This is a genomic window from Zoogloea sp. JDB1 (assembly GCF_056724025.1).
Genome location: NZ_CM161496.1, coordinates 2,331,121 through 2,357,026 on the forward strand (window position 1 = coordinate 2,331,121; position 25,906 = coordinate 2,357,026).

General features: G+C 66.5%; 15 protein-coding genes. 7 read left to right on the plus strand and 8 right to left on the minus strand.

What is annotated here, in order from left to right; genetic code table 11:
* Window positions 1-283: 283 nt before the first annotated feature.
* Window positions 284-2,008, minus strand: a complete 1,725-nt coding sequence (locus AC1PPK_RS10485) for a glutamine--tRNA ligase/YqeY domain fusion protein (RefSeq protein ID WP_481117761.1) — start codon at window positions 2,006-2,008, stop codon at window positions 284-286.
* A gap of 429 nt (window positions 2,009-2,437) precedes the next feature.
* Between AC1PPK_RS10485 and AC1PPK_RS10490 the strand changes: the two genes are divergently transcribed.
* Window positions 2,438-2,737, plus strand: a complete 300-nt coding sequence (locus AC1PPK_RS10490; protein WP_481117762.1) for an Hpt domain-containing protein — start codon at window positions 2,438-2,440, stop codon at window positions 2,735-2,737.
* A 30-nt stretch (window positions 2,738-2,767) separates the two neighbouring features.
* Entirely contained in the window at window positions 2,768-4,933 is a 2,166-nt protein-coding gene (locus AC1PPK_RS10495; protein WP_481117763.1) for a putative bifunctional diguanylate cyclase/phosphodiesterase, read from the plus strand.
* Between the two features lie 10 nt (window positions 4,934-4,943).
* Here the strand turns inward: AC1PPK_RS10495 and nosR are convergent, their stop codons facing one another.
* Genes nosR through AC1PPK_RS10520 form a run of 5 tightly spaced genes read right to left on the minus strand, consistent with a single transcriptional unit; the run spans window position 4,944 to window position 10,764 of the window.
* Window positions 4,944-6,239, minus strand: a complete 1,296-nt coding sequence (gene nosR / locus AC1PPK_RS10500) for a response regulator c-di-GMP phosphodiesterase, NosR family (RefSeq protein ID WP_481117764.1) — start codon at window positions 6,237-6,239, stop codon at window positions 4,944-4,946.
* Complete coding sequence (locus AC1PPK_RS10505) at window positions 6,236-8,047, minus strand: PAS domain S-box protein (protein WP_481117765.1); 1,812 nt, start codon at window positions 8,045-8,047, stop codon at window positions 6,236-6,238. Before AC1PPK_RS10505 ends, nosR begins: the two co-directional genes overlap by 4 nt.
* Before the next feature lie 3 nt (window positions 8,048-8,050).
* Complete coding sequence (locus tag AC1PPK_RS10510) at window positions 8,051-8,902, minus strand: HDOD domain-containing protein (RefSeq protein WP_481117766.1); 852 nt, start codon at window positions 8,900-8,902, stop codon at window positions 8,051-8,053.
* Window positions 8,899-9,213: a hypothetical protein gene (locus AC1PPK_RS10515; RefSeq protein WP_481117767.1), complete on the minus strand. Its 315-nt coding sequence runs from the start codon at window positions 9,211-9,213 to the stop codon at window positions 8,899-8,901. The genes AC1PPK_RS10510 and AC1PPK_RS10515 overlap by 4 nt, the downstream gene beginning before the upstream one ends.
* A gap of 3 nt (window positions 9,214-9,216) precedes the next feature.
* A complete protein-coding gene (locus AC1PPK_RS10520) occupies window positions 9,217-10,764 on the minus strand; it encodes a response regulator (protein ID WP_481117768.1) in 1,548 nt (515 codons plus the stop codon).
* A 99-nt stretch (window positions 10,765-10,863) separates the two neighbouring features.
* Here AC1PPK_RS10520 and AC1PPK_RS10525 point away from each other — a divergent pair, with 99 nt between their 5' ends.
* From AC1PPK_RS10525 to AC1PPK_RS10535, 3 genes are all read left to right on the plus strand, one after another.
* Entirely contained in the window at window positions 10,864-11,019 is a 156-nt protein-coding gene (locus AC1PPK_RS10525; RefSeq protein WP_481117769.1) for a hypothetical protein, read from the plus strand.
* Between the two features lie 119 nt (window positions 11,020-11,138).
* Window positions 11,139-15,233: an ATP-dependent RNA helicase HrpA gene (hrpA, locus tag AC1PPK_RS10530; protein ID WP_481117770.1), complete on the plus strand. Its 4,095-nt coding sequence runs from the start codon at window positions 11,139-11,141 to the stop codon at window positions 15,231-15,233.
* A 92-nt stretch (window positions 15,234-15,325) separates the two neighbouring features.
* Window positions 15,326-16,165 (plus strand): tetratricopeptide repeat protein, encoded by an 840-nt coding sequence (locus tag AC1PPK_RS10535; protein WP_481117771.1) that lies wholly within the window; start codon window positions 15,326-15,328, stop codon window positions 16,163-16,165.
* A gap of 157 nt (window positions 16,166-16,322) precedes the next feature.
* On the opposite strand, the gene fusA is transcribed toward AC1PPK_RS10535, so the two are convergent.
* Together fusA and AC1PPK_RS10545 are read right to left on the minus strand one after the other, a co-directional pair.
* Window positions 16,323-18,374 carry an elongation factor G gene (gene fusA, locus AC1PPK_RS10540; RefSeq protein WP_481117772.1) on the minus strand — a complete coding sequence of 684 codons (2,052 nt, stop codon included), beginning with the start codon at window positions 18,372-18,374 and terminating at the stop codon, window positions 16,323-16,325.
* Between the two features lie 105 nt (window positions 18,375-18,479).
* A complete protein-coding gene (locus AC1PPK_RS10545) occupies window positions 18,480-20,207 on the minus strand; it encodes a SulP family inorganic anion transporter (RefSeq protein WP_481117773.1) in 1,728 nt (575 codons plus the stop codon).
* Window positions 20,208-20,433: 226 nt separating this feature from the next.
* Here AC1PPK_RS10545 and AC1PPK_RS10550 point away from each other — a divergent pair, with 226 nt between their 5' ends.
* Entirely contained in the window at window positions 20,434-21,570 is a 1,137-nt protein-coding gene (locus AC1PPK_RS10550; RefSeq protein WP_481117774.1) for a response regulator, read from the plus strand.
* Window positions 21,567-25,871 carry a response regulator gene (locus AC1PPK_RS10555; protein ID WP_481117775.1) on the plus strand — a complete coding sequence of 1,435 codons (4,305 nt, stop codon included), beginning with the start codon at window positions 21,567-21,569 and terminating at the stop codon, window positions 25,869-25,871. The genes AC1PPK_RS10550 and AC1PPK_RS10555 overlap by 4 nt, the downstream gene beginning before the upstream one ends.
* The last annotated feature ends 35 nt before the right edge of the window (window positions 25,872-25,906 follow it).

Below are 25,906 nucleotides of genomic sequence, written 5' to 3' on the forward strand. Positions count from 1 at the left end.
GGGCCCTGGAGGCTTGGGGGGAGCTCTGTCGGTTGAGGTGCGACTGTAGCGGTGAATTCGTTCAGGATACCTGCAGCGCTATTCACTTGTACTCGGCTATTGTGCCCATTGCTTGAGACGAGTGCATCCTCGGCAGCATGTCCGTTGCGGATAATTCCGCACGCATTGCTTCAGGCGGATTTTTGGGGTGCTGCAACTGCACCTTCTTCCCGTGGCCGGCTTGCGCCGTACCACGGGAAGAAGGTGCCCGGAGGGGCCGGGTGGCCGACCCGGGTAATTACTGCTACTTCTTCCAGGTATCCCTGAGGGTGACGGTGCGGTTGAAGATCGGTGCACCGTCGCGGGAGTCCATGCGATCGGCCACGAAATAGCCGTGGCGCTCGAACTGGAGGCGGGCCTCCGGCCTGGCTGCACGCAGCGCCGGTTCGAGCTGGGCGGTGATGACTTTCAGGCTGTTCGGGTTGATGTCATCGAGGAAGTCGCGTTCGAGGCCTTCCGCATCGCCTTCCCGACGGGCGCCCGGATAGGCATGGGCGAACAGGCGGTCGTAGAGGCGCACTTCAGCCGTATAGGCATGGGCCACCGACACCCAGTGCAGATTGCCCTTCACCTTATAGTTGTCGGCGCCCGGCGTGCCGGACTTGGAGTCGGGCATGTATTCGCACAGCACGGCGGTCACGTTGCCGTCGGCGTCCTTCTCGCAACCGGTGCATTTCACCACGAAGCCGTAGCGCAGGCGTGCCATGTTGCCCGGGTAGAGGCGGTGGTAGCCCTTGACCGGGGTTTCCATGAAGTCTTCACGCTCGATCCACAGTTCCCGGCTGAACGGCATTTCACGCTTGCCGAGCTCCGGGTGCAGCGGGTGGTTGGGGGCGTGGCAGCGCTCCGTGTGGCCTTCCGGGTAGTTGGTGATGATCAGCTTGAGCGGGTCGAGCACCGCGACGCGGCGTTCGGCAGCCTCGTTGAGATGCTCGCGCATGCAGTCTTCGAGCACGCTCATGTCGATCCACGAGTCGGACTTGGAGACGCCGATGCGCTCGGCGAACATGCGGAAACCCTCCGGCGTGAAGCCGCGGCGGCGTGCGCCGACAAGGGTCGGCAGGCGCGGGTCGTCCCAGCCGGCCACGTGCTGCTCGTCAACCAGCTGGATCAGCTTGCGCTTGGACAGCACCACATAAGTGAGGTTGAGGCGTGCGAACTCGATCTGGCGTGGTACGGGCCGTGGGAAGAAGCCACCTTCGGCGAGGCTGTCCAGCAGCCAGTCGTAGAACGGGCGCTGATCCTCGAACTCGAGGGTGCAGATGGAGTGGGTCACGTCCTCCAGCGCATCTTCGATCGGATGGGCGAAGGTGTACATCGGATACACGCACCAGCGGTCGCCAGTGCGGTGGTGCGTGGCATGGCGGATGCGGTAGATGGCTGGGTCGCGCAGGTTGATGTTGGGCGAGGCCATGTCGATCTTGGCGCGCAGGATGTGGGTGCCGTCGGGGAACTCGCCGGCTTTCATGCGCTGGAACAGCTCAAGGTTCTCGGTGACGCTGCGGTTGCGGTACGGGCTGTCCTTGCCGGGGGCCGACAGGGTGCCGCGATAGGCCCGCATTTCCTCGGCGGACAGGGAGTCCACATAGGCCTTGCCGACGGTGATCAGGTGCTCGGCCATCGCGTACATCTTGTCGAAGTAGTCCGACGCGAAATACAGGTGTTCGCCCCAGCTGAAGCCCAGCCACTGTACGGCCTCAATGATCGCGTCGACGTATTCCTGTTCTTCCTTGGTCGGATTTGTGTCGTCGAAGCGCATGTGACAGGCACCGCCGTAGGCTTCGGCGAGGCCGAAGTTCAGGCAGATGCTCTTGGCGTGGCCGTAGTGCAGGTAGCCGTTCGGCTCCGGCGGAAAGCGGGTTTCGACCCGTCCGTCCCATTTGCCGAGGCGACGGTCCTCGTCGATGAGGCTGCGGATGAAATTGCTGGGTGTGGCGGCTTCGTCGGCCGGAGAAATGGGTGCAGTCATCTGGTCTTACCTTGACGGGCGGGCTGTGTGCCGCCGGAATGCCGGGAGAAAAATGTTGCAATTGTAGCCGATGGGCGCGGGGCGGCGGACAGGCTGCCCGTTTGTGAATTTTGGCACGGGCCGCTGCCGAAGCGCCGGGAGTTGGCTGTCGGGTGCGTATTGTTAGGCATCAGGCGGGACGATGTTTGGGTAAAACGGTGGCCGTTGGCGGGGTATTGGGCCCCGCAGCTGTCGTAAGCCTTGTCACCGATGAGCTCCTCGATGCATCGAATCCCCGCCAAATCCTTCTTCCGGCCTGTCGCCCGGGTCTGCTCCCTGTGGCGTCCGGTCGCAGGCCGTAGGTCGAAGGCGCGGACGCACGGTGAGCCGGCGTTGGACCTCGCTATGCTGATGGCGCTACCCGGGGTGAACGGTAATCGGTCTGCGCCTATGTTGAAGCGTCTGCTGCCGCTGTTCGTCGGAGAAACCGAGCGTCATGTGCAGGGCTTGCGGGCGAGCCTGGCGACGGGCGACGCGGAGGCCGTGCGTGCGCTGGTGCACAAGATGAAGTCTGGTTGTCATGCGATGGGTGCCTTGCGTCTGGCGGCACGCGCCCGGCGTCTGGACGAACGTATCAAGGCCGGGCAAGCGCCGCGGCCGGAGGACGTGGAAGGTATTGCCGAGGCTTGGGAGGCTTGTTGGTTAGCGCTGCGCAAGGAGGGGTTGGTCGACGAGGATGCACCCCGATGAACATGATCCGGAGGAGGGCCGGCAGGGACGATGACTGAAAGCGAACGCGCGCGCATCTTGGTGGTGGATGACGATCCGCTGACCCGCATGATGGCAACGGAGGCCCTGCGGGAAGGGGGCTTTGCGGTGTCGGAGGCCGAGGACGGGGTGCAGGCGCTGGACCTCTTCGATGAGACTCAGCCCGATCTGGTGCTGCTCGACGTGGTGATGCCGGGCCTGAGCGGTTTCGACGTGTGCCGGCGTCTGCGCCAGCTGCCGGCGGGGCGCTTGGTGCCCGTGATCATGCTGACGGGCCTGGACGATAGTGAATCGATCGAGCAGGCCTTCGATGCCGGGGCGACCGATTTCATCTCCAAGCCGATCAACTGGACCCTGTTGCGTTTCCGCATCCGCTACGTGCTGCGCTCCGCTGAAGTGATGCAGGAATTGAGCCTCAGCCAGGAGAGCCTGTCTAATGCCCAGCGCATTGCCCGCCTGGGCAGCTGGGAGTGGGTGGTGAGAAGCGGGCGGGTCCGGCGTTCGGCTCAGTTCTACCGGCTGTTTGGCTGCGAAAGGGGCGACTTCGGCGATGACATGGAGGCGCTCCTCGCACACGTCTATGGTCCCGACCGCGCCGCCATGCAACTCGCCCTGGCCGGAGCCCGGGATGGGGTCGGCTACCAGCTGACTTACCGGGTCGTGTGGCCCGACGGCAGCGTACGCACGGTGCAGGAAACCGTCGAGCCGGTGCGTCGTGACGATGGGCGTGGCGCCGGCGGGCTGGTCATGGAGGGCAGCGTGCAGGACATCACCGAGCAGGTCGATGCCCAGCGGCGCATCCGCCAGCTGGCTTACTTCGATCATCTTACCGGCCTGCCCAACCGGGAGTATTTCCGCGAGAGCCTGCTCGGCGCTACCGCCCGTGGTTTGCGCTACGGCAGCCGTTGCGCGGTGATGGTGGTGGATATCGACCGCTTTGCGCGCATTAACGACAGCCTGGGACCGGACAGGGGCGACCAAGTGCTGCAGCTGATCGCCCATCGCCTGCGGGAGGACATGGGGGACCGCCAGCCGGCGGAGGCCGCGGGGGGAGGCTATTCGACCCGTTTCCGGGTGGCTCGCCTGGCCGCCGACGAATTCGGCGTGCTGGTCAACGACGTGGGCTCGGCGGCCGATCTGCTCGATACGGCTGAACGCCTGCTGGAGGTCGTGCGGGCGCCGATCCGCGTACCGGGGCAGGAGATCACTTTGTCGGCGCGTATCGGCATGGCGGTGATGCCGGATCATGCAACGGATGCCGACGCCTTGCTGAAGGCGGCCGAGACGGCGCTCAACCATGCCAAGCGCAGCCGCGGCGACCCGCTGGCGCTGTTCTCCGAAGACATGAAGATCGCGGCTTTCCTGCGTTTCACGCTGGAAACCGACCTGCGCCGTGCCATCGGCGAGGACGAGATGCGCATGCGTTACCAGCCGATCGTGGACATCCGGCGGCGTGCGGTCGTCAAGGCCGAGGCTCTGCTGCGCTGGCCTCACGCCAGCAGGGGAGCGGTACCGCCGCCGGAGTTCATCTCCCTGGCTGAAGAAACCGGCTTGATCGTACCGCTGACCCGCAGCGTGCTGGAGAAGGTATGCGCCGACCTGCTACGCCTGGAGCACCGGCTGGCCCCGGATTTCCGTATCAGCATCAACCTGTCCGGCGTTAACTTCATGGATACCCAGCTGATCCCCACCGTGCGGGAGGTGCTGGCAATTACCGGCGTGGCGGCGTCCCGGTTGGAATTCGAGTTGACCGAGACCGTTCTGATGCGCGATCTCGACCATGCCACGGCCATTCTCGCCCAGTTGCGTGACATGGGCGTGCGCGTCGCGGTGGACGACTTCGGCACCGGCTATTCGTCGCTGGCCTATCTGCGCCGGCTGGCGGTGGATGCACTGAAGATCGACCGTTCCTTTGTCAGCGAACTGGAGGACGGGCAGGGCGTGGCGATCGTCGAGGCCGTGATCGGCCTGGCCCACAGCCTGGGGCTGGAGGTGGTGGCCGAAGGCGTGGAGACGGTAGCCCAGCTGGACGCCTTGTGCCGTCGGGGGTGCTACCTGATTCAGGGCTATCTGTTTGCAATGCCAATGAGTTGTGAGGCGCTGGCGGACATGCTTGGCAGCCCCTTCTTCATTCCCGAGGATGTGCTGCCACTTCTGCCGCCGCCAGCGGAGGCCTGAGGTGCTGCGGCTACTTGCGCTCTGGACGGATGGCGATTGCCAGCCGGATGCCCTCCGAGGCTTCCAGCTCGCGCAGTTGGCGGATCAGATTCTCGTCGAGCACGAAATCTGCGGCCAGCAGCATTACGCCGTCGCGGGTCACCAGGTCGCGGGCCAGCACCATGCCGGGCTTGAGGGATGAAGGAGAGTGCTCGTTGCCTATGGCCGCTGCGGCGTCGGTTGCGCCCAGCTCGGCGATCAGCGCATCCACCACCTGCGGGCAATAGCGCTTGCTGCGGTTCTGCTGGATGAAGGTGACGGCCTCTTCGGCCTTCAGCTTGCGCGCCGACAGGGCGCCGATCTGCAGGCCGTCGAAGTCGTTGGCCACCGCCAGCACCCGTGCTCCGTAGGGAATCGCCAGGCCGGACAGGCGGTCGGGGTAGCCTTGGCCGTCCCAGCGTTCGTGGTGGCCGCGGATGAAGGTGCCGGCGCGACGCAGGTTTTCCAGGCCCATCAAAGCCGCCTGGCCGGTTACCGGATGCTTGCGCAGCACGCCGAGTTCGTCGCCGCTCATGTGCGACACTGGCTTGGCGAGCAGTTCATCAGGCAGTCCGATCTTGCCGATGTCGTGCAGCAGGCCGGCGACCATCACGTCCTGGGCTTCGGCAGGGGCGAAACCGAGTCTGTTGGCGAGCTTGCGGCCCAGATCGGCAACCCTGCGCGAGTGGCCCGAGATCAGGCCTTCGCGTAGTTCGATGAGGTTGGAGAACACCCGGATCGACGTCAGGAAGTTCTGCTTGAGCTTCTCGTGGGCGGTCTTCAGCTCGGCGGTGCGGACCTCGACCTTCTGTTCGAGGCTGGCGTTGAGGTTCTTCAGTTCTTCGTTCTGGGCGCGCGTCAGCGCTTCGAGGCGGGCCTTCTCCCGTTCCAGCGCCTTGCGTTCGAGGGCCTCCCGTACCGTCAGGATCACGTCCTGGTCGTTCCACGGCTTGGCAATGTAGCGGGCGATCTGGCCCGCGTTGATGGCGGCGATGGTCGATTCCATGTCGGCGTAGCCAGTGAGCAGCAGGCGCACCGTATCGGGGTACCGCTTGCGCGCCTCGGCGAGAAAGGTGGCGCCGTCCATCTCGGGCATGCGCATGTCGGAGATGATCAGGTCCACACGTTCCTTGGCCAGTATTTCAAGGCCCTCTGCGCCGCCGCCGGCCACCAGCACGGTGTAGCCATGAGGGCGGAACAGGCGGCGCAGCGCTGACAGGATGTTGGCTTCGTCATCCACGCAGAGAATTGTGAAACTGGTGTTGTCGCTTGTCGGGGTTAGGGTCATTGGGGCGTTCCGGCGGAGACCTTGCGATGGATGGGCAACGTGATGCGGAAAGTGGTGCCGGTGCCGGGCGTGCTGCTGACGGCGATCTGGCCTTGGTGCTTCTGGATGATGCCGTAGGACAGGGACAGGCCGAGCCCGGTACCCTTGCCGACCGGCTTGGTGGTGAAGAAGGGATCGAAGATCCGGTCACGCACGTCCGGCGGCATGCCCTTGCCGTTGTCGGCCACCTCGATCCACGCGTCCCCGCCCGTTGTGCCGGTACGCACGGTGATGGTGCCGCGGCGGTCGTCGGGTATCGCCTGGGCCGCATTCACGAAGAGGTTCATGAAGACTTGGTTGAGCTGCGGCAGCAGGCATTCGACAAGGGGCAGGTTGCCATATTCGCGTACCACATCGGCCTTGTACTTGATCTCGTTGCTGGCGATGTTGAGGGTACTGTCGAGTCCGTGGTGCAGGTCAGCGGCCTGCCATTCCTGGTTGGTGTCGGTGCGGGAGAAGTCGCGCAGATCGTGGACGATCTTGCTGACCCGTTCGGTGCCTTCCTGCGATTCGCTGATCAATTGGCTGATGTCGTCGCGCAGGAAGTCGAAATCCGCAGCCTTCTTGGCTGCCTGGATGCGCTGGCGTTCGGCCGCCGGCAATGCCGCCTCGCAGGACTCGTAGAGATCGAGTACCTCCAGCATCTGCGCCATGTAGCCCTTGAGGCTACGGAGGTTGGAGTTGACGTAGCCGATCGGGTTGTTGATCTCGTGGGCGACGCCGGCGGCGAGCTGGCCAATGGACGCCAGTTTTTCGGACTGGACCAGTTGCTGCTGGGTTTCCTGCAGGCGGCAGTTGAGTTCGGTGAGTTCGGCGTAGCGTTTGAGGAGTTCCGTTTCGGCGGTTTCCCGCCGCGCGATGTCCTGCTCCAGAGAGGATTTGGCCTGCTGGAGCTCGGCCGTGCGTTTGGTGACCTTTGCCTCCAGGTCGGCCTGCATGGCGCGCAGTTCCATCTCGGCGTTCTTGCGCTCGGTGATGTCCTGAAGGGTTTCGATGGCGCCGATGATCTTGCCGGCGGCATTGCGCAGTGGTGCTGCGCTGAAGTACAGCCAGCGCCCGTGTTTGCCCATTCCGGGGAAGAAGTCCTCGGCCTCGTAGGCACCGTCGATCACAGGCGAGCGACGTAGCTTCTTGCTGCCGTACAGATTCAGCAGGCCGTCGATCTCACCGGTCATGATCAGGTCGGCCATGATCGGCCGCTCGCTCGGGTAGAAGGCAGCCCATTGGCGGGTGGTGCCGACCATTTCACCGGAGGGGATTCCGATGACCTGCTCACAGGCGCGATTCCAGTGGGTAACCGTATGGTGGGCATCAATGACCAGCGTCGGTACCGGATCGCTGTCGATGATCTGGGTGAGGAGTTGCTGGGCCTGGAGCTGGGCGGCTTCGGCCTGCTTGCGGATGGTGATGTCGATGAAGCAACCGATCACTGTGCGCTCGTCGAGGATCTCCCGGTGGGAGATCGACAGCTCGATCCAGCGCAGTTCGCCGGTCTGCGTCACGATGGCTGTCTCGCAGCGGGAGGTCGGTGCCCGTGCGTGCGCGAGATGCGCCTCGGTCCGCTCGCGAATGCGCTGCTGTACGCCGGGCTGGAACAACGCCCAGTAGTCGAGCGCCATCAGTTCGGCCGGTGAGTAGCCGGTGAGGCGCGACATGGTGCGATTGGCGAACAGGATCTTGCCGCCCCGGTGCAGCATGATGCCCGCACTGAGGGATTCCGCGAGGGGAAACAGGTCGGCAGGCAGCGGATAGGTGTCATGGTCCCGCATGGCTTAGCCCAGCATCAGCCGATAGCTGTCGAAGCGGCTCTGCGTCTCGGCGAGGACGGCCAGCAGGGTATTCCAGTCCAGGCCGAGCTTGACCACAGCGCCTTCCTGCAGGCGGGCGACCTGGCTGTCTTCCGCGTCGTCCAAGTCGAGAGCCTGGGCGATGGCGTCGGCGTAATGGACGATGGCGGCCAACCCGTCCGCCTTGCCCCGCTCCGGTTGATGGTGCCAGGCGAGGGCGTCCGCGATTTCCGCCGGAAAATGCCAGTGTTCGGCGAGGCTGGCGCCGACTGCCGTGTGGTCGAAACCGAAGTGTTCCAGTTCCATCTCCTGCAGCCCGCGGTCCTGCTCGCGGGCTGCGGCCAGTGTGGTCGCGTAGCGCGCTGGGTAGAGGACCACCAGAGCGAGGCGTCCGATGTCATGCAGCAGGCCGGCGATGAAAAGGGCTTCGGACGGACGGCGTAGGCGCTTGCCGATGGCCTGCGCCGCCGCTGCGGTGCCCAGCACATGGCGCCAGAAGCGTTCCTGGTTGAAGCCCGTGCAGGGGCCGCCCGGCAGGCTGGCCATCACCGCAGCGGCCAGCACCAGCGAGCGTACCGCCGAGAAGCCGAGCACGACGATGGCGTCATGGATGGAGGCGACCCGCGACTGCAGGCCGTAGAACGGCGAGTTGGCGACGCGCAGAACGCGGGCCGTGATGGCCTGATCCTGTGCGATGCGGCGGGCCAGATCGGCCAGGTCGGCCGACGTGGCGTCGGTTTCGGCGAGCGTGTGCAGCAGCTCGAGCGCCACCGCCGGCATGGCCGGCAGGCTGCGGATGCGTCCAGCCACGTCGGCGAGGGTCGGTGTATCGGTCATCGCACCTGCTCCTGGCGGAAGGCCAGCACGGCCTGCAGCAAGGCCTGGGCGGCCGGCTCGTCGTCGGTGTGGCGGAACAGGTACAGGACCCGTTCCCGGACCTTTTCGCGGCGGCGCGCCAGCTCCGCCGGATCGGGAGGCGCGGTGACGCTGAGCGTGGCGATGTTGCGGCGGTGCAGGCTGGCGAGGTGTGCCTCGGTAAGACTCAGGCCGGCCGGCAGCAGCACCGTGCCGCGGGCGTCGGCGACGGCTTCGGCCAGCACCGCGCCAGGCTGGATTGCGTCGAGGGGCAGGCGTTGGATATCGCTCATGGGTCAGGCTGGGTGTTGGCAGGTGAAGCACAGCAGGGTACCGCGATGGCGGCCGTTGCCGCCAAGGGGGTGGGCCTCGATGCGGAACTGTACGCCGCCGACCAGACTGTCGCAGTCTCCCCTGCCACTGCTTGCGAGGGCGGAGAGCGGTGGCGGCAGGACTTCGTCGGCGTTCAGGCCCATCAGCGGTGCCTGCCCGGCGAACAGGCTTTCGGCGGCCTGGTTGGCAAAGGCGATCATCCCGTCCGGGGCGATGCCTAGCAGCGGTAGCGGCATGACGGCCAGGGCCTCCTGGGCGAGCGTCAGTGCGGCCTCGTCCACGCCGAGGCGGTGCTGCTGGGCGGCCAGCAGGCCTTCAAGGCGGGCGTTGATGCGGGCCAGTTCCTGGTTGGCGTGCTGCAGTTCGTTCGTGAGGCGCTGGTTGTCGTCGGACAGGGCCTTGCGCCGGAAGGCTTCCTCGATGTTGGCACGCAGCATCGCGTCGTCCCACGGCTTGGTGAGGAACTTGTAGATCGCGCCTTCGTTGATCGCGTCGGTGACCGATTGCAGGTCGGTGTAGCCCGACAGCACCAGGCGCACGCTGTCCGGGCACATGTCCTTGGCCTTGCGCAGGAATTCCACGCCCGTCATGCCAGGCATGCGCTGGTCGGAGACGATCACGTCCACCCGGTTGGCGGAGAGCACCTCCAGGCCTTGCTTGCCATCGCTCGCGGTGAGGATCGTGTAGCCGTCACGGCGCAGCAGGCGGCGCAGGGCGGAGAGGATGTTGTCCTCGTCGTCTACCAGCAGCAGTGTGCGCTCGGTGGAGGGGCCGCGCAGCAGCGCTGCATCGAGCCGGTAACCGCTGGCCAGCAGGGCCGTGAGATCTTCTGCCGGCAGCGGGGCGGCGGCCAGGGGGCCCTGCAGCGTGTCGGCGCCAGCTGCCGTCATCACCGCCGCTGCCTGGGTACTGGCGATCTCCATTGCGCACACCTGGCGCCCCATGCGATGGGCGCGGGTGAGCAGGGCGCGCACGATGGCCACGCCTTCCGGTGCCGCCGCCACGTTCTCGACGAGGCGGGCCGGCACCTCGATGCTGTCGATCGGCAGCTGGGCGGTCCACGCCACTCGGGTGCTGGCCGGACTGGTGGCGCAGAGCGCGAAGCGGATGCCGAGCCGGTGCAGTTGCGCCAGCGCGCCGAGCATGTCGTCCGGGACTTCGTCACGGGGCGTGATGATGCTGATTTCCAGGCTGTGGGGCTCCAGCCGCGTCTCCCGCAGGATGGTGCCGAGGGCGTGGGCGAAGCCTTGTTCACACAAGGTATCGAGGCGGGCGCCGACCGTCAGCCCGAGCGGCCGGCCGGTGCTGCCCTGCCAGAGCGCAACCTGCAGACAGGCCATGCGCAATGCATCGAACTCGGCCGGGCTGCCGGCGACCAGCAACTCCGGGACCGGGTGCTGCGGGCCTTGTCGTAGAGCCTGCACGCCGGTCAGTTCACCGCGATGGCAATCGAAGCGCGCCTGATAGAGCAAGGGAGTGGATGTCGCGGGCGGGCTGTCGGGGATGTTCATCGTGTCTCCATTTATGCAGCGGTCTTTCGGCGTCGCCGAGCCGCCGCTTGTCTGCGCCCTGCCGCCGCAGCTTCCTGCGGGGCGCGCACCTGTGCGGATATGATCGCTATCGGCGGCATCACGCTGGTTCTTGAGGCTTTTGCCGGCGGCGTCGGCGTCGGCGGGGTAAAATCCGCGGCCATGTCTGATCATGTCCAACACTTTCCGACGCTGGCTCTCGTCGCCATCGGCATCGGTGCGGCCCCCTGGGCATGACCGCGCGGGGTGTATAGACCGTGCATAGCTGGCGTAGCTGAGCGTCCGAACCCGTCGCCTGCGGTTCGTTGCCGATTGGCGCGCGGGCCTTCATCAATCGTCTTTCGCTGTATTCCCCCATGGCATCACCGCAACCCCGGCCCGACCGCAACGATCCTTATTCCCTGCTCGAAGAATGCCTGTCCGCCGACCGGCCTGGGCTGCGCCGCGACCTGCGCCGCCTGCCGAAGCGCCCGCGCAGCCTCGACGAGCTGCCGGAGGCGCTGCGCCTGCGCATCGCCGCTTCGGCAGCGAAGCTGATCGCCCGCGCCAACGCGCTGCCCAAGCCGGACTTTCCGCCCGATCTGCCGGTCAACCAGCGCAAGGACGAGATCGCCGCGGCGATCCGCGAGCACCAGGTCGTCATCGTCTGCGGCGAGACCGGCTCCGGCAAGACCACCCAGCTGCCCAAGATCTGCCTGGAGCTCGGCCGCGGCGTGTCGGGCCTGATCGGTCACACCCAGCCGCGGCGGATCGCCGCCCGCGCCACCGCCAGCCGCATCGCCCAGGAGCTGAAGAGCGAGCTGGGCAGCACCGTCGGCTACAAGATCCGCTTTACCGATCGCATCGGTCCGCAGAGCTACATCAAGCTGATGACGGACGGCATCCTGCTTGCCGAAACCCAGGGCGACCCGCTGCTCTCGGCCTATGACACCTTGATCATAGACGAGGCCCACGAACGCAGCCTGAATATCGATTTCCTGCTCGGCTACCTGCGCCAGCTGCTGGCCAAACGGCCTGACCTGAAGCTGATCGTCACGTCGGCAACGCTGGATGCCGAGCGCTTCGCCCGCCATTTCGGCACCGAGGACAAGCCGGCGCCGGTGATCGAGGTGTCCGGCCGCTTGTTCCCTATCGAGATGCGCTACCGGCCGGTGGAGCGTGACGAGCCCAAGCCGGCCCGGCCGGGTGAGCCGACCCCGCGCCAGGACAGCCGCGGCCCGGACCGCGACCTCTACGACGCGTTGGTGGATGCGGTCGACGAAGCCCATCGCAGCGGCCCCGGCGACGTGCTGGTCTTCCTGCCCGGCGAACGGGAGATCCGCGAGGCCGCCGAGGCCCTGCGCAAGGCCCATCACGCCGCCGGTACCGAGATCCTGCCGCTGTTTGCGCGCCAGTCGGCGCAAGAGCAGGCGCGGGTCTTCGCGCCGTCCAAGGGGCGCCGCGTGGTGCTGGCCACCAACGTGGCGGAAACCTCGCTGACCGTGCCGGGCATCCGCTACGTGGTGGATACTGGCCTGGCGCGGGTCAAGCGCTACAGCCACCGCAACAAGGTCGAGCAGTTGCAGATCGAGAAGGTTGCCCAGTCCGCGGCCCGCCAGCGGGCCGGTCGTTGCGGCCGGGTCAGCGATGGCGTGTGCTTCCGCCTCTACGACGAGGACGACTTCAACAAGCGCTCGGCCCACACCGATCCGGAAATCCTGCGCTCGTCCCTGGCCGGGGTGATCCTGCGCATGAAGTCCCTCAAGCTCGGCGAAGTGGCCGAGTTCCCCTTCATCGACGCACCGCTGCCGCGTATGGTGGCCGACGGCTACCAGCTGCTGGCCGAGCTCGGGGCGGTGGAGGAAGTTGAGGGGGCGGCGACGATGAAGCTCACGCCGATCGGCCGCGAGCTGGCCAAGTTGCCCCTCGACCCGAAGATCGGCCGCATGATCCTGGCCGCCCGCGACCGGGCCAGTCTTTCGGAGGTGCTGGTGATTGCCGCCGCGCTGTCCACGCAGGACGTGCGCGAGCGTCCGCCCGAGCGCCAGGCCGCCGCCGACCAGGCCCACGCGCGCTTCCGCGGCCCGGAGGAGAGCCAGAAGTCCGAGTTCCTGTGGTACTGGAACCTGTGGAAGGCCTGGGACGAAGTCCAGCGCCACGAGAGCTCCAGCAAGCAGAAGGCCTGGTGCAAGCAGAACTTCCTGTCCTGGCTGCGCCTGCGCGAATGGCGCGACGTGTTCACCCAGCTGCATACTCTGTGCACGGAGCATGGCTGGAAGGAGAACAAGGAGCCGGCCAGCTACGAGGCGATCCACAAGGCGCTGCTGACCGGCCTGATGGGCCACGTGGGCTGCAAGATCGAAGACGCCTCGGGGCCGGCCGCCGGCAGCTACCTGGGCGCCCGCGGCATCAAGTTCTGGCCCCATCCGGGCTCCGCCATTGCCAAGAAGGCCGGCAAATGGATCATGTGTGCCGAGCTGGTGGATACGTCTCGCCTGTTCGGCCGCTGCCTGGCGCGCATCGAGCCGGAATGGCTGGAGGAAGTCGGCGGGCACCTGCTCAAGCGCAATATCTCCGAACCCCACTGGTCGAAGGCCAGCGGCGCGGTGCGCGCCTGGGAGCGCGGCACGCTGTACGGGCTGACCGTCTATCCACGCCGGGGTGTGAGCTACCGGGACATCGACCCGGCCCTGTGTCGCGAGCTGTTCATCCGCGAGGGCTTGGTGCAGGGCGAGATCGCCGAGGGCCCGGCCCGCGGTATGGCCTTCCTGGCCCACAACCGGCGCCTGGTGGCGGAGATCGAGCGCCTGGAACACAAGTCCCGCCGCCCCGACGTGCTGGTGGACGAAGAGCTGATCTACGCCTTCTACGACGCCAAGCTGCCGCCGGAAGTGCTCGACATGGCCAGCTTCGAGGCCTGGCGCAAGGACGCCGAGAAGAAGGCGCCGAAGCTGCTGCAACTGTCGCGCGACCAGCTGATGCGCCACGACGCCGAAGGCATCACCACCGACCGCTTCCCGTCGAACCTCGAAGTCCTCGGTCAGAAGCTCAAGCTCGCCTATCTGCACGAGCCCGGCGGAGCCGACGACGGGGTGACGCTGACGGTGCCGCTGGCGATGCTCAACCAGATCCCCGCCAACCGCTGCGAATGGCTGGTGCCGGGCCTGCTGGAGGAGAAGGTGAATGCGCTGTTGCGCACTGTGCCGCAAAAGCACCGCCACCGCCTGCAGCCGATGGCCGACAGCGCGGCGGCCTTCATGGAGCGCTACGACGCCGGCGAGTTCGACACCGACGAGCCGCTGATCAAGATGCTGCAGCGCTTCGTCGAGGAGCGGGTGTCCCTCAAGCTGCCGATGGAGAGCTTCCGCCCGGAGAACCTCAATCCCCATTGCTTCATGAACTTCCGGGTGCAGGACGAGCACGGTCGCATCCTCGGCCAGTCCCGCAACCTGGCCGAGCTGCGCGCCAAGTACCGCGACCAGGTGGCGGCGCGCTTCCAGAGCGCGCGCATCGTACCGGCGGCATCAGACGCGCCGGCGCCAAAGAAGGCGGCGCCGCCTGCCGGCGGCAAGTCTGCTCCGGCGCCTGCGGCAGCCCCGGCGGCCAGCGTCGACAAGACCTTGTCCGGCTTCACCGGCTGGACCTTCGGCGCGCTCCCGGAACTGCTCGAAGTGAAGGTCGCCGGTCGCGAGATCGTCGGTTTCCCGGCCCTGCACGACGACGGCAGCAGCGTCTCCCTGCGTCCCTACGACACCCCGGAGGAGGCCGCCAAGGTCCATCGCGGTGGCCTCGCGCGGCTGTTCGCGCTGGAACTGTCGGCCCAGGTGAAGGCCATCGAGAAGTTGCCGGGCATCCGCGAACTGGCCCTGCAGTTCATCAACTACGGCACCGAGGCGGAGCTGAAGGCCCAGCTGGTGACGGCAACGCTGGAGCGCTGCTGCCTGCTCGAACCCCTGCCGGCGGACGCCGACGCTTTTGCCAAGCGCTGCCAGGAGGCCAAGCCGCGCATCACGCTGGTGGCTCAGGAGCTGATGCGCCTGACGGGTCAGCTGATCGTCGAGCACGCCACGCTGACCAAGCGCCTGGCCGGCTTGAAAACCTTCCCGGACGTGGTGGCCGACATCAACGCCCAGGTTGCCAAGCTGATGCCGAAGAATTTCCTGGTGGCTTTGCCCTACGAGCGCATCGCGCAGATTCCGCGCTACCTGAAGGGGGCCACCGTGCGCATCGACAAGCTGCGCAGCAACGCGCCCCGCGACGCTCAACTGATGGCTGACTGGAAGAGTCTGGCCCAGCCCTTCGAGCGGGAGTGGCTGGCCAAGGCCAAGGCGGGCGTCACCGACCCGCAGCTGGAGGAGTTCCGCTGGTTGCTGGAAGAACTGCGCGTCGGTCTGTTCGCCCAAGAGCTGAAGACTCCAATGCCGGTGTCCGTGAAGCGTCTGCAGAAAATCTGGGACAGCCGGCCGCGCTGAGGAGCCGCGCCGGCTGCGCTGTCTTGAAGGTGGCCGGATATTCCCCATATGCAGGTTTTGCCAAGCCAACAAACCATTGCCAGGTAAGCCCCATGACCGATTTCTCCATCGACATCACTGAAGCCGATTTCGAAACTGCCGTCCTCGCTCGCTCCCGCGAGGTGCCGGTGCTGGTGGACTTCTGGGCGCCGTGGTGCGGCCCGTGCCGCACGCTCAAGCCCTTGCTCGAAAAGCTGGCCGGCGAATACGGTGGCCGCTTCGTGCTGGCCAAGCTCAACTCCGACGAGGCTCCCTCCGTGTCGGCGCATTACGCGGTGCGCAGCATTCCGGCGGTGAAGCTGTTCGTCGACGGCGAGGTAGTGGACGAGTTCATGGGCGCCCTGCCGGAAGGGCAGGTGCGGGCCTTCCTCGACGGTCATCTGCCGGATGAAGCGGAAAAGCTGCGCCGTGCCGCGGGTGGACTGACAGATCCACGCGAGCGGGCCGAACTATTGCGCCGTGCGGTGGCGTTGTCGGGTGGCCGCCAGGTCATCGTTTTCGATCTGGTGCAGACGCTGATCGACGCCGGTCTGTCCGAGGAGGCGCTGGCCGCCCTGGAAACGGTCGAGCCGCGGGCACGGGACGAGCATTGGCTGAAGCTCAAGTCCCGGCTGGATCTGGCGCAAGGGGCAGGGGCGGCCAGTGAGGTCGAACTGCGGGCGCGCATTGAGGCCAACGCGAAGGACTTCGATGCCCGCATTGCGCTGGCCACCGTGCTGGCCCAGCGGGACGCCTGGCCGGCAGCCTTTGAACAATTGCTGGAGATTGTCCTGCGTGACCGCGGCGAGGCCCGCAGCCAGGCGCGTAGCCGTTTGGTGGAGTGGTTCCCGCTTTGTCCCGACCTCAAGGCGGTGATGGACGCCCGCCGGCAGTTGTCGATGTATCTGAACTAAATCCCGGTAGGTTTCGATGGTCGGCCGGGGACGCTCTGCCTGCAGAGGAATCTGCCCCCTAAGGGCGAATGAATTTGCCCTTGGTCAGGGTATGACGCGGCGTCGATAGAACAAGGGCGAGCCCTCAGGGCCGCCCTCGGTTGTTGCCACTTGTCTTTTACTGCTCGCCTCCGCGCTTCCCTGCGTGCTCGCGGGCGAGGCGTTGCTGCACCTCGGCCGGGGCTGCTTCGTAGTGGCTGAAGGCCACGCTGCAGCTGCCGTCGCCGCCGCTGATGGACTTGAGGCGGGATTCGAAGCCTTCCATCTCGGCCATTGGCACCACGCTGGTTATCTCGGTCCAGCCGGGTTGCGGGCTGTCGGTGCCGGTGACACGGCCACGGCGCCCTGAAAGCTCGGCGCTGATGCCACCGAAGTGCTCGTCGGCGACCCGCACGGTGAGCGTCACCAGCGGCTCAAGCACTACCGGGCGAGCGCCCTGGACGGCTTCCTGTACGGCGTGGCGGGCGGCGGTGACGAAGGAAACCTCGTTGGAGTCGACGGTGTGGTGTTTGCCGTCGAAGACCACCACGCGGAGGTCCTGCAGCGGGAAGCCGCTCAGTACGCCCTCGGCGATGGCTTGGCGGACGCCTTTCTCGACAGCCGGCATGAAGTTGCCGGGGATCGTGCCGCCCTTCACCTCGTCGGCGAAGTGCACGCCGGCGCCGCGTTCCAGTGCCTCGACGCGTAGCGCCACTTCACCGAACTGGCCGGCGCCACCACTTTGTTTTTTGTGGCGGTAGCGGGCTTCCGCCGTGCCGGCGACGGTTTCCCTGTAGGGGATGGCCGGCGGCTTGGTGGTGAGGTTGAGGTTCCAGCGTGCCTTGAGGGTTTCCAGCAGCGACTTGAGATGCACTTCGCCGAGGCCGCGGATCACCGTTTCCTTGGCCTGCAGGTCGTGCTCGACGTTCAGGCAGGGGTCTTCATCGAGCAGGCGGTGGAGGGCTTCGGAGAGCTTCTGCTCGTCGCCGTGCTTTTCGGCGGCCAGGGCCAGGCCGAATACCGGTTGCGGGTAGGCCGGCGGGGCGAGGTGGTAGTGGTCCTCGTCGTGGGCGTCGTGGAGTACCGCGTCCCGGTGGATCTCGTCGATGCGTGCCACGGCGCAGATGTCGCCGGGAATGCCCGCCTCGATTTCGACCTGGTTCTTGCCCTGTACGCGTAGCAGGTGCCCGACTTTGAACGGTTTGCGGGAGTCGCCGATGAAGAGCTGGGTGTTCGGCGTGACGGTGCCCTGGTGGATGCGGAACAGGCCGAGCTTGCCACGGAAGGGGTCGTTGCTGACCTGGAACACATGGGCGATGACGTGTTTGCCTGCGTCGGTGCTGACTGCTACCGGCTCGGCGGTGGCGCCTTCGCCCTTCAGGAAATGCGGCGGATTGCCTTCGGTCGGATCGGGCAGCAGGCGCCCCATCACGTCGAGCAATTCCTTTACGCCGACACCGCTGCGTGCCGACGTGAAGCACACCGGAATCAGATGGCCTTCGCGCAGGGCCTGCTCGAACGGGTCGTGGAGCTGCTCCGGCTGCAGGGATTCGCCCTGTTCCAGATACACGGCCATCAGTTCTTCATCCACCTCGACGACCTGGTCGACGATGCGGTCATGGGTCTCGCGGACGTTCGAGAACGCGGTGGTCGCGGCGTAGTCCGGCGCGAAGAAGCAGTCGATGACCGCCTCGCCGCCGGGTGCCGGCAGGTTGATCGGCAGGCATTCCTTGCCGAAGCAGGCGCCGATGCGTTCCAGCAACGCATCGAAGTTTACGCCCGGTGCGTCGATGCGATTGACGACGATCATCCGGCATTGGCCGACGGCGGCCTCCATGATCTTGCGGGTCACGGTTTCGACGCCGGCTGCGGCATTGACGACGACGACGGCGGTTTCTACCGCCGGCAGGGTGGCCAGCGCGCGGCCGAGGAAGTCCGGCAGGCCCGGGGTGTCGATGGCGTTGATCCAGTGCCCGGCCCATTCCAGGTGGGTGACAGTGCTGTTGAGGGAATGGCCGAGGGCCTTTTCCTGGGGATCGTAGTCGCTGACGGTATCGCCCCGCTCGACCGTTCCAGGGCTGCCGATGGCACCGGCGGTGGCCAGCAGCTTTTCGAGCAGGGTGGTCTTTCCGCTCCCGGACTGGCCGAGCAGGCTTAGGTTACGGATATCGCGTACCGAGGTCGGTGTCATGAGGCGCTCCCTTGTTGTTTGAGTCGAAAGCTTGAATGCCTGATTGGATGCCAGTATCTGCTTCTGCAAGGGGCATAACAACGACTCAGGTCAACAAAGCCGGCCTCACCATTCGAAACCGCGCCGCATGGTGGCTGGTGGGGGAACCTCGGCCAGGCTCGGCAAGAGGTGCGTGACTGCGTGATCCTCCGTACGGTACGTGGCGTGGGCGGCCAGGTGACTCCATAGTCCGGTGCGCTCCAGCACATCAATGACCTGCTTCTTGAGTCCGCAGCAGGCCAGTGTACGGCCGGCTTCAGCCAACTGACGGTGGACCCGGCGCAGGGCTTCGACACCGCTGGCATCCATGTCGTTGATGCCGGCACAGGAAAGCAGCAGCACCTTGAGTTCCGGGTGGTCACGCTCGACGGCCAGCACTGCGTCTTCGAAGGTGGCAGCGTTGACGAAATGCAGTGGGCCGTCGAAGCGCAGGATGGCCAGCTGCGGATGGGCCGGTGGCAGGTTGAACCGGGCGGCGTCGCGCCAGCTGCCGTCCGGATGGCGGCCGAGCACTGCGACGCGGGGCTTCATGCTGCGGTAGATGAGCAGTGCGAGGGACAGGATCAGCCCCGACAGGATGCCGATCTCGATATGCGGCGCGAAGGCCAGCGTGGCGACGAAGCTCACCGTGCCGGCCAGACCATCGTCCCGGTTGGCGCGCCAGGCTTCCTTGAGCTGGGCCGGCGACAGCAGCGCGGCGAGGGTCACCAGGATTACCGCCGCCAGCACTGGCAGCGGAATGTGGGCGATCAGGCCGGGCATGCTGAACAATGCCGCCAGCACCATCAGCGCGCCGATCACCGAGGCCAGCCCGGTGCGTGCGCCATGGGCGAGCAAGAAGGCCGAGCGGCCGAAGGAGCCGCTGACCGGGTAAGCCTGGCACACCGAGGCAGTGATCTTGGCGAGGCCTTGGCCGATCAGCTCCTGGTTGCCGTCCCAGCGCTCGCCGGTGCGTGCCGAGGCGACCTTGCAGCTCGACATGGCTTCCAGGAAGCTGACCAGTGCCAGTACGAAGGCCGACGGCAGCAGGTCGGTGATCTGCCCCCAGTCCGGGCGCGGTAGCGCGAAGGCCAGGGTTTCGTCGGGGAGCAGGCCGACCACGTGACCGCCGTCGGCTTCGAAGCCCGTCAGCCAGGCCACTCCACTGAGGCCGGCGACCACGATCAAGACTCCCGGCCAGCGCGGCAGCAGGCGTTTGAGGGCGATCAGCAGCACGGCGGCTGAGAGGCCTAGGGCGGCGGCATGGAGGTGGGCATCGGGCAGTGCGGTGGTGAGGTCCACCACGGCTTCAAAGAAGGGGCGCTGGCCGGCGCTGCGCAGGCCGAGCAGGGTCGGTACCTGGGCCACGCAGATCAGCAGCGAGCACGCGTTGATGAAGCCGTGCAGTACCGGATGGGACAGCAGATCGGCAAAGTGGGCCAGGCGCAGGGCGCCGAAAGCCAGCTGCAGCAGCCCGGCCAACAGTGCCAGCTGCACCGCCAGCACCAGGTAGGTTTCCGAGCCGGGCAGGGCCAGTGGCGCCAGCGAGGTGGCGGTGAGCAGGCTGGTGAGGGCTACTGGCCCGGTGCTGAGCTGGCCCGATGAGCCGAACAGCGCGCCGACGATGCTCGGCAGCAGCGACGCGTAGAGCCCCACGTAGGGCGGCAGGCCGGCCAGCTGGGCGTAGGCGAGGGCTTGCGGGATCGCCACCAGGGCCACCGTGAAGCCGGCCTGCAGGTCGGCCCGCAGGCCGGTGGCATCCAGCTGGCGAGGCCAGGCGAGAAAGGGCAGCAGGCGGGCGAGTATTGGAGACATGGATCCGGGGGCTTGGAAGGACAGAGAGTTTAGCTTGCGGCCCCGGTTGCGGCACATTTCACAATTGCTTGTTGACCAGAGTCAAGAAGCTGCATGGAAGAGACGATAAGCGATGGATAATACTGATTCTGAATGAACAGGTCCCGCGGTTCGTCCGGCTCCTGGAGCAAGGGAGCGCGTTGGCGTTTTCCCCAGAGGCCGGTTTCCAGATCAATCCATTTCCACGATGACGCCGTACCTGTCTTCTCCCAAGCCCGACGACAATCCGTCGCCCCTGCCGGCGACGGTGCTGATCGTCAACGATCTGCCCGAGAACCTCGAGGTGCTCGGCGAACTGCTGCAGCCGTTGTACCGGGTGCGCGGCGCCCACAGCGGCGTGCGGGCGCTGGCCGTGGCGCGTAGCCAGCCAGTGCCCGACCTGATCCTGCTCGATGTGATGATGCCGGGCATGGATGGTTATGCGGTGTTCGACGCGTTGCGTGCCGATCCGCTGACCCGCGACATCCCGGTGATCTTCGTGACCGCCCTCGATGGCGTCGAGGCCGAGGAGCGCGGCCTTGAGCTGGGCGCAGTGGACTACATCACCAAGCCGATCCGGCCCAGCATCGTGCTGGCGCGGGTGCGCAACCAGCTGGAGCTCAAGCGCGCGCGGGACCGCCTGCGCGATCAGAATCTCTTTCTGGAAGCCGAGATCGCCCGCCGGATGAGCGAGAACCTCCTGATCCAGGACGTCAGCATCCGTGCGCTGGCGCGGCTGGCGGAGATCCGCGATCAGGAAACCGGCAACCACGTGCGGCGTACCCAGGCCTATGTGGCGGTGCTGGCCCGCCGCCTGGCCACCGACCCGCGCCATGCAGCGGTACTGACGCCGGAACACATCGACCTGATCGTCAAATCGGCGCCGCTGCACGATATCGGCAAGGTCGGCATTCCCGACCACATTCTGCTGAAGGCGGGCAAGCTGACGGCCGACGAGTGGGTCATCATGAAATCCCATTCGCGCCTGGGCAGCGAGGCGATCCACAAGGCCGAGGAGGATGCCGAGCGTCCGGTTCCCTTCCTGGCCTACGCTAAGGAGATCGCCCTCTACCATCACGAGCGCTGGGATGGCTCCGGTTATCCCGAAGGGCTGGCCGGCGAGACGATCCCCTTGTCGGCGCGCTTGATGGCGCTGGCCGACGTGTTCGATGCGCTGGTGTCGCGTCGGGTCTATAAGGCCGCGGTGGCGCTGGAAACCGCCCGCGACATGATCTGCGCCGAAGGCGCCCGTCATTTCGACCCCGCCGTGGTGGAGGCCTTCGTGGCCGAGTTCGTGCGTTTCGCCGACATCGCGACCCGCTACCGGGACGAGGAGAACCGATGAACGGCCGCATCGCCCGTGTGGTGCTGGTCTATGGGTTGCTCGCCACCGGCTGGGTGCTGTTCTCCGACAACCTGGTGAGTCTGCTGCTGCCCCAGTCGGAGGATCTGCTGCTGGTCAGCACCCTGAAGGGCTGGATCTTCGTCGGTGCGACGTCCTGGGCACTGTGGGTCGTGCTGCACCGTTTCAGCGGCGATCCGGCGGCCGAGATGCCGCGCCCCAGACTTTGGGCCTGGTTGCGGCAGGAACGCGCTGCGTTGCGTCTGCTGGTGCCGTTCTCCCTTTTCGCGTTGGTGGTTGTGGCGCTTGGCGTCGGCAGCGCGATGTTCACGACGCACGACCGGGAAACCCAGGAGCTCCGCCGCATGGAGGCGGTGGCCGATTTGAAGCTGGGGCAGATCTCGTCCTGGCTCGACGAGCGTCGTGCCGATGCGCTGGCGCTGGCCGGCGATCCGAGCTTCGAGCTGTTGCATGCGCAATGGGCCCACCCGGAAGCCCAGGAGCGTCTGCGCGAACATCTCGAGACGGTGCGTCGGGCCTATCGTTATGGCCGGGTTGCCGTCTTCGATGCGGATGGCCGTCCTGTCGTCTCCTCCGGCCCGCCCTTCGAGGTGCCGGATGTGTTGCGTACGGCGGTGCGCAGGGCGCTGGCCGAGGGGAGGGCGGTGGACACCAATTTCTATCGGGATGGCAGTGGCGACAAGGCCCAGGTCCGACTGGATTTCGTGGCCCCGCTGAAGGGGAGACCGGGGGCGCCACACTGGGCAGTGGTCCTCGAAGTGGATCCCCACGCCTTCCTGTTTGCCTACCTGCAGGGCTGGCCGGTGCCCAGTCGGACCGCGGAAACCTTGCTGTTGCGCCAGGACGGGGATGTGGTGGTCAACCTCAACCCCCTGCGCCATCAGGATATTCCGGCGCTTGGCCTGCGTCTGCCGCTTGGCAGCGAGGCCGTTCTCGCCGTCCAGGCGGTCAAGAATCCCGAGCACCGTCCGGCCACCATGGGGGCGCTGGATTACCGCGGCGTGCGGGTGGTCGGGGTCGGGCGGTCGGTGCCGGGCACCGATTGGACGATGGTCGTCAAGGTGGACCAGGACGAGATATACGAGGGCTCACGCCGCCAGGTCTGGTGGATCGCGCTGGCGATGGGCTTCGCGCTGTTTGCCACTGCAGGGGCGGCGCTGCTGCTGTTCCAGTATCGGGAGCTCCAGCTCACCCGCCAGCGAGAGGAGGCCCAGGGCCGGCAATTGCGGGCGCTGCAGGTGCTTGACGCGATCGTCGGGCAGGCCGTGGACGGCATCGTGCTGCTCGACGTGGAGACGCTGCGCTTCGTGGAGTTCAATGACTCTGCCTGCCGGGGGCTGGGGTACACGCGGGAGGCGTTCGCGGCGATCAGCCTGTCCGACATCCAGGTCAACCTGTCGCCGGAGGAGGTTGCCAGACGGGTGCAGGACATTCGGGCACGCAACGAGCCGGTGATGTTCGACAGCCGCCAGAAGCGCGCCGACGGGAGTGTGCGCGACGTGGAGTTGAGCTACAGCGGGTTGGAGATCAACGGCCGCAGCTATCTGGCCGGCATCTGGCGGGATGTCACAGAAAAGCGCAAGGCCGCCGAACAGCTCCTCAAGCTGTCGCTGGCTGTGGAGCAGAGCCTGGCCAGCGTGATCATCGTCGATCTGGATGGCCGTATCGAGTATGTGAACAAGGCCTTCCTCGATGGAACGGGCTACGAACTGCGCGAGGTCATCGGCCAGCGGGCAGGCTTTCTCAAGTCGGGGCTGACACCGCCAGAGACCTTTGCCGATTTGTGGCGGACCCTGCGCGCCGGCCGGCCGTGGGAAGGCGAGTTCATCAACCGGCGGCGCAACGGTGAGGTCTGCGTCGAGTTCGCGCGCATCTCGCCGATAGTGCAACTGGATGGGCGGACCACCCATTACCTGGGCATCCAGGAGGACATCACCGAGCGCAAGCGGGTCGAGGAGGAGTTGGCCCGTCATCGGGATCATCTCGAACAACTGGTGGCCGAGCGCACCCATCAGCTCGAGGAAACCAACCATGCGCTGTCCGAGCGCTCCACGGAGCTGGAGGCGGCCCGTCAGGCATCCGACGCGGCCAACCGGGCCAAGAGCGCCTTCCTGGCCAACATGAGCCACGAGATCCGTACGCCGATGAACGCCATCATCGGCCTGACCCACCTGATGCGCCGCAATGCGGAGAGCGACGAGGCGCGCATGCGACTGCAGAAGATCAGCGATGCGGCCGACCACCTGCTGTCCATCATCAACGACATCCTCGACATTTCGAAGATCGAGGCCGGCAAGCTGAGTCTCGACGACGCCGAGTTCAGCCTCGAGGACGTGGTGCGCAACGCTTGCGCGCTGGTGGCCGACAAGACCATTCAGAAGGGGTTGGAGCTTGTCGTGGATACCCACGCGGTGCCGGCCCTGCTGCGCGGGGACTCAACCCGCCTGGGGCAGATGCTGGTCAACTACCTGGGCAATGCGGTCAAGTTCACCGATGCCGGCCGGGTCATGCTGCGGGTTTGCAGCGAAACGGACTCCGACGATGCGGTTCTGCTGCGCTTCGAGGTCGTCGACAGCGGCATCGGCATCCAGCCCGATGTGCTGGCCCGCCTCTTCAAACCGTTCGAACAGGCCGACGGCTCGACGACCCGGCGTTTTGGCGGTACCGGGCTGGGCCTGGCGATCGTCGGCCACCTGGCCCGCATGATGGGGGGCACGACCGGCGCGGACAGCCAGCCGGGGCAGGGCAGCCGCTTCTGGTTCACTGCACGCTTCGGGCGGGTTCGCCGCGAAGTGCCCGCACCCTTGTCTCTGGGTGGCTTGCGGGTGCTGGTTGCCGACGATCTGGCCGAGGCCGGCGAAACCCTGGCCGACATGCTCGGCATGCAGGGGGCCAGTGTCGAATGCTGCAATTCGGGACTCGCGGCCCTCGAGCGCCTGCAGCAGGCCGAAAAGGCCGGGCGAGCCATGGACCTGCTGTTCGTCGATGCGATGATGCCTGAGATGGACGGCTTCGATACCGCACGTGCGGTGGCGGGACTCGAACTGGCGTCCCCGCCGCGCTGCATCGTGCTGACCCAGGAGGACGAGCCGGCGGCCGTCGGGGGAGGAGGGCATCCGGGCGTTGCCGCCACATTGGCCAAGCCGGTCCTGCTGTCCAACCTGCAGCGTATGCTCGCCGGCTTGATCCAACGCGACCATCCGTTGGCTCCGGCCGAGGAGGCGCACCAGGACGAGGCCCGGCTGAGCCGCGAGTATGCTGGCGCCCGCATCCTCGTCGTGGAGGACAGTCACATCAATCAGGAGGTCGCGGTGTCCCTGCTGCACAGCGTCGGCCTGAACGCCGAGCTGGCGGAGAACGGCGCGGTGGCGGTGGACAAGGCCGCCGCCACCTGTTTCGACCTGATCCTGATGGACATGCAGATGCCGGTCATGGACGGTATCGAAGCGACGGAGGCGATCCGTGCCCGTGGGCTGACGATGCCGATCCTGGCGATGACAGCCAATGCCTTCGGCGAGGACCGGAAACGCTGCCTGCAGGCCGGCATGAACGACCACCTGTCGAAACCGGTCGATCCGGCGGTGCTCTACGCCAAGCTGTTGCAGTGGCTGCCGGCATCAAGCCGGCATCCGGCGGAGGCCCGGTTGCCGTTCGCCCTGCCGCTGGAGGAGGCCGTCTCCGCGGCGCCGCCCACGCTGGAGCTGGCCTTGAAGGCAGTGCCCGGGCTGGACGTGGGCTACGGTCTGAAGAACCTGCGTGGGCGAATTCCCAATTACTTGCGCTTGTTGCACAAGTATGCGGCCGGGCATGAGGCAGACGGCGCCAAGATTCGCGTTCAGTGGGAGGCCGGCAGCCAGGGAGAGGCGGCGCGCCTGGCCCACTCCCTGAAGGGGGTGGCCGGCATGATCGGCATGCGCCAGGTCCAGATTCTGGCGACTCGTCTGGATGCGGCGCTGCGCGGCGACGAAGGGGCGGACATCGATGCCTTGCTGACCGAGCTGGATGCGGCGCAGACGGCTGCGGTCACGGCGATCCGGGCCTTGCCCGACCCGGAAGTCGTGGCGGCGGAAAGCTGTACGGAGGATCGTTCCACAGTGCAGGAGGCGCTGGCCCGCCTCGACGCGCTGCTGGCCGAAGACAACGTAGCTGCGGTGCGGGTCGCGCGGGAATCGGCGGAATGTCTGCGGCCGGTGGTTGGCAGTCTGTGGCCGCGCTTCGAGCGGGAGGTGGCGTCCTACGATTTTCCGGCGGCGCTGGTCACGCTGCGCTCGCGTAAATCCTGATTGACCGGCAGCGGGCGTCTGAGGGATGCTCGGCG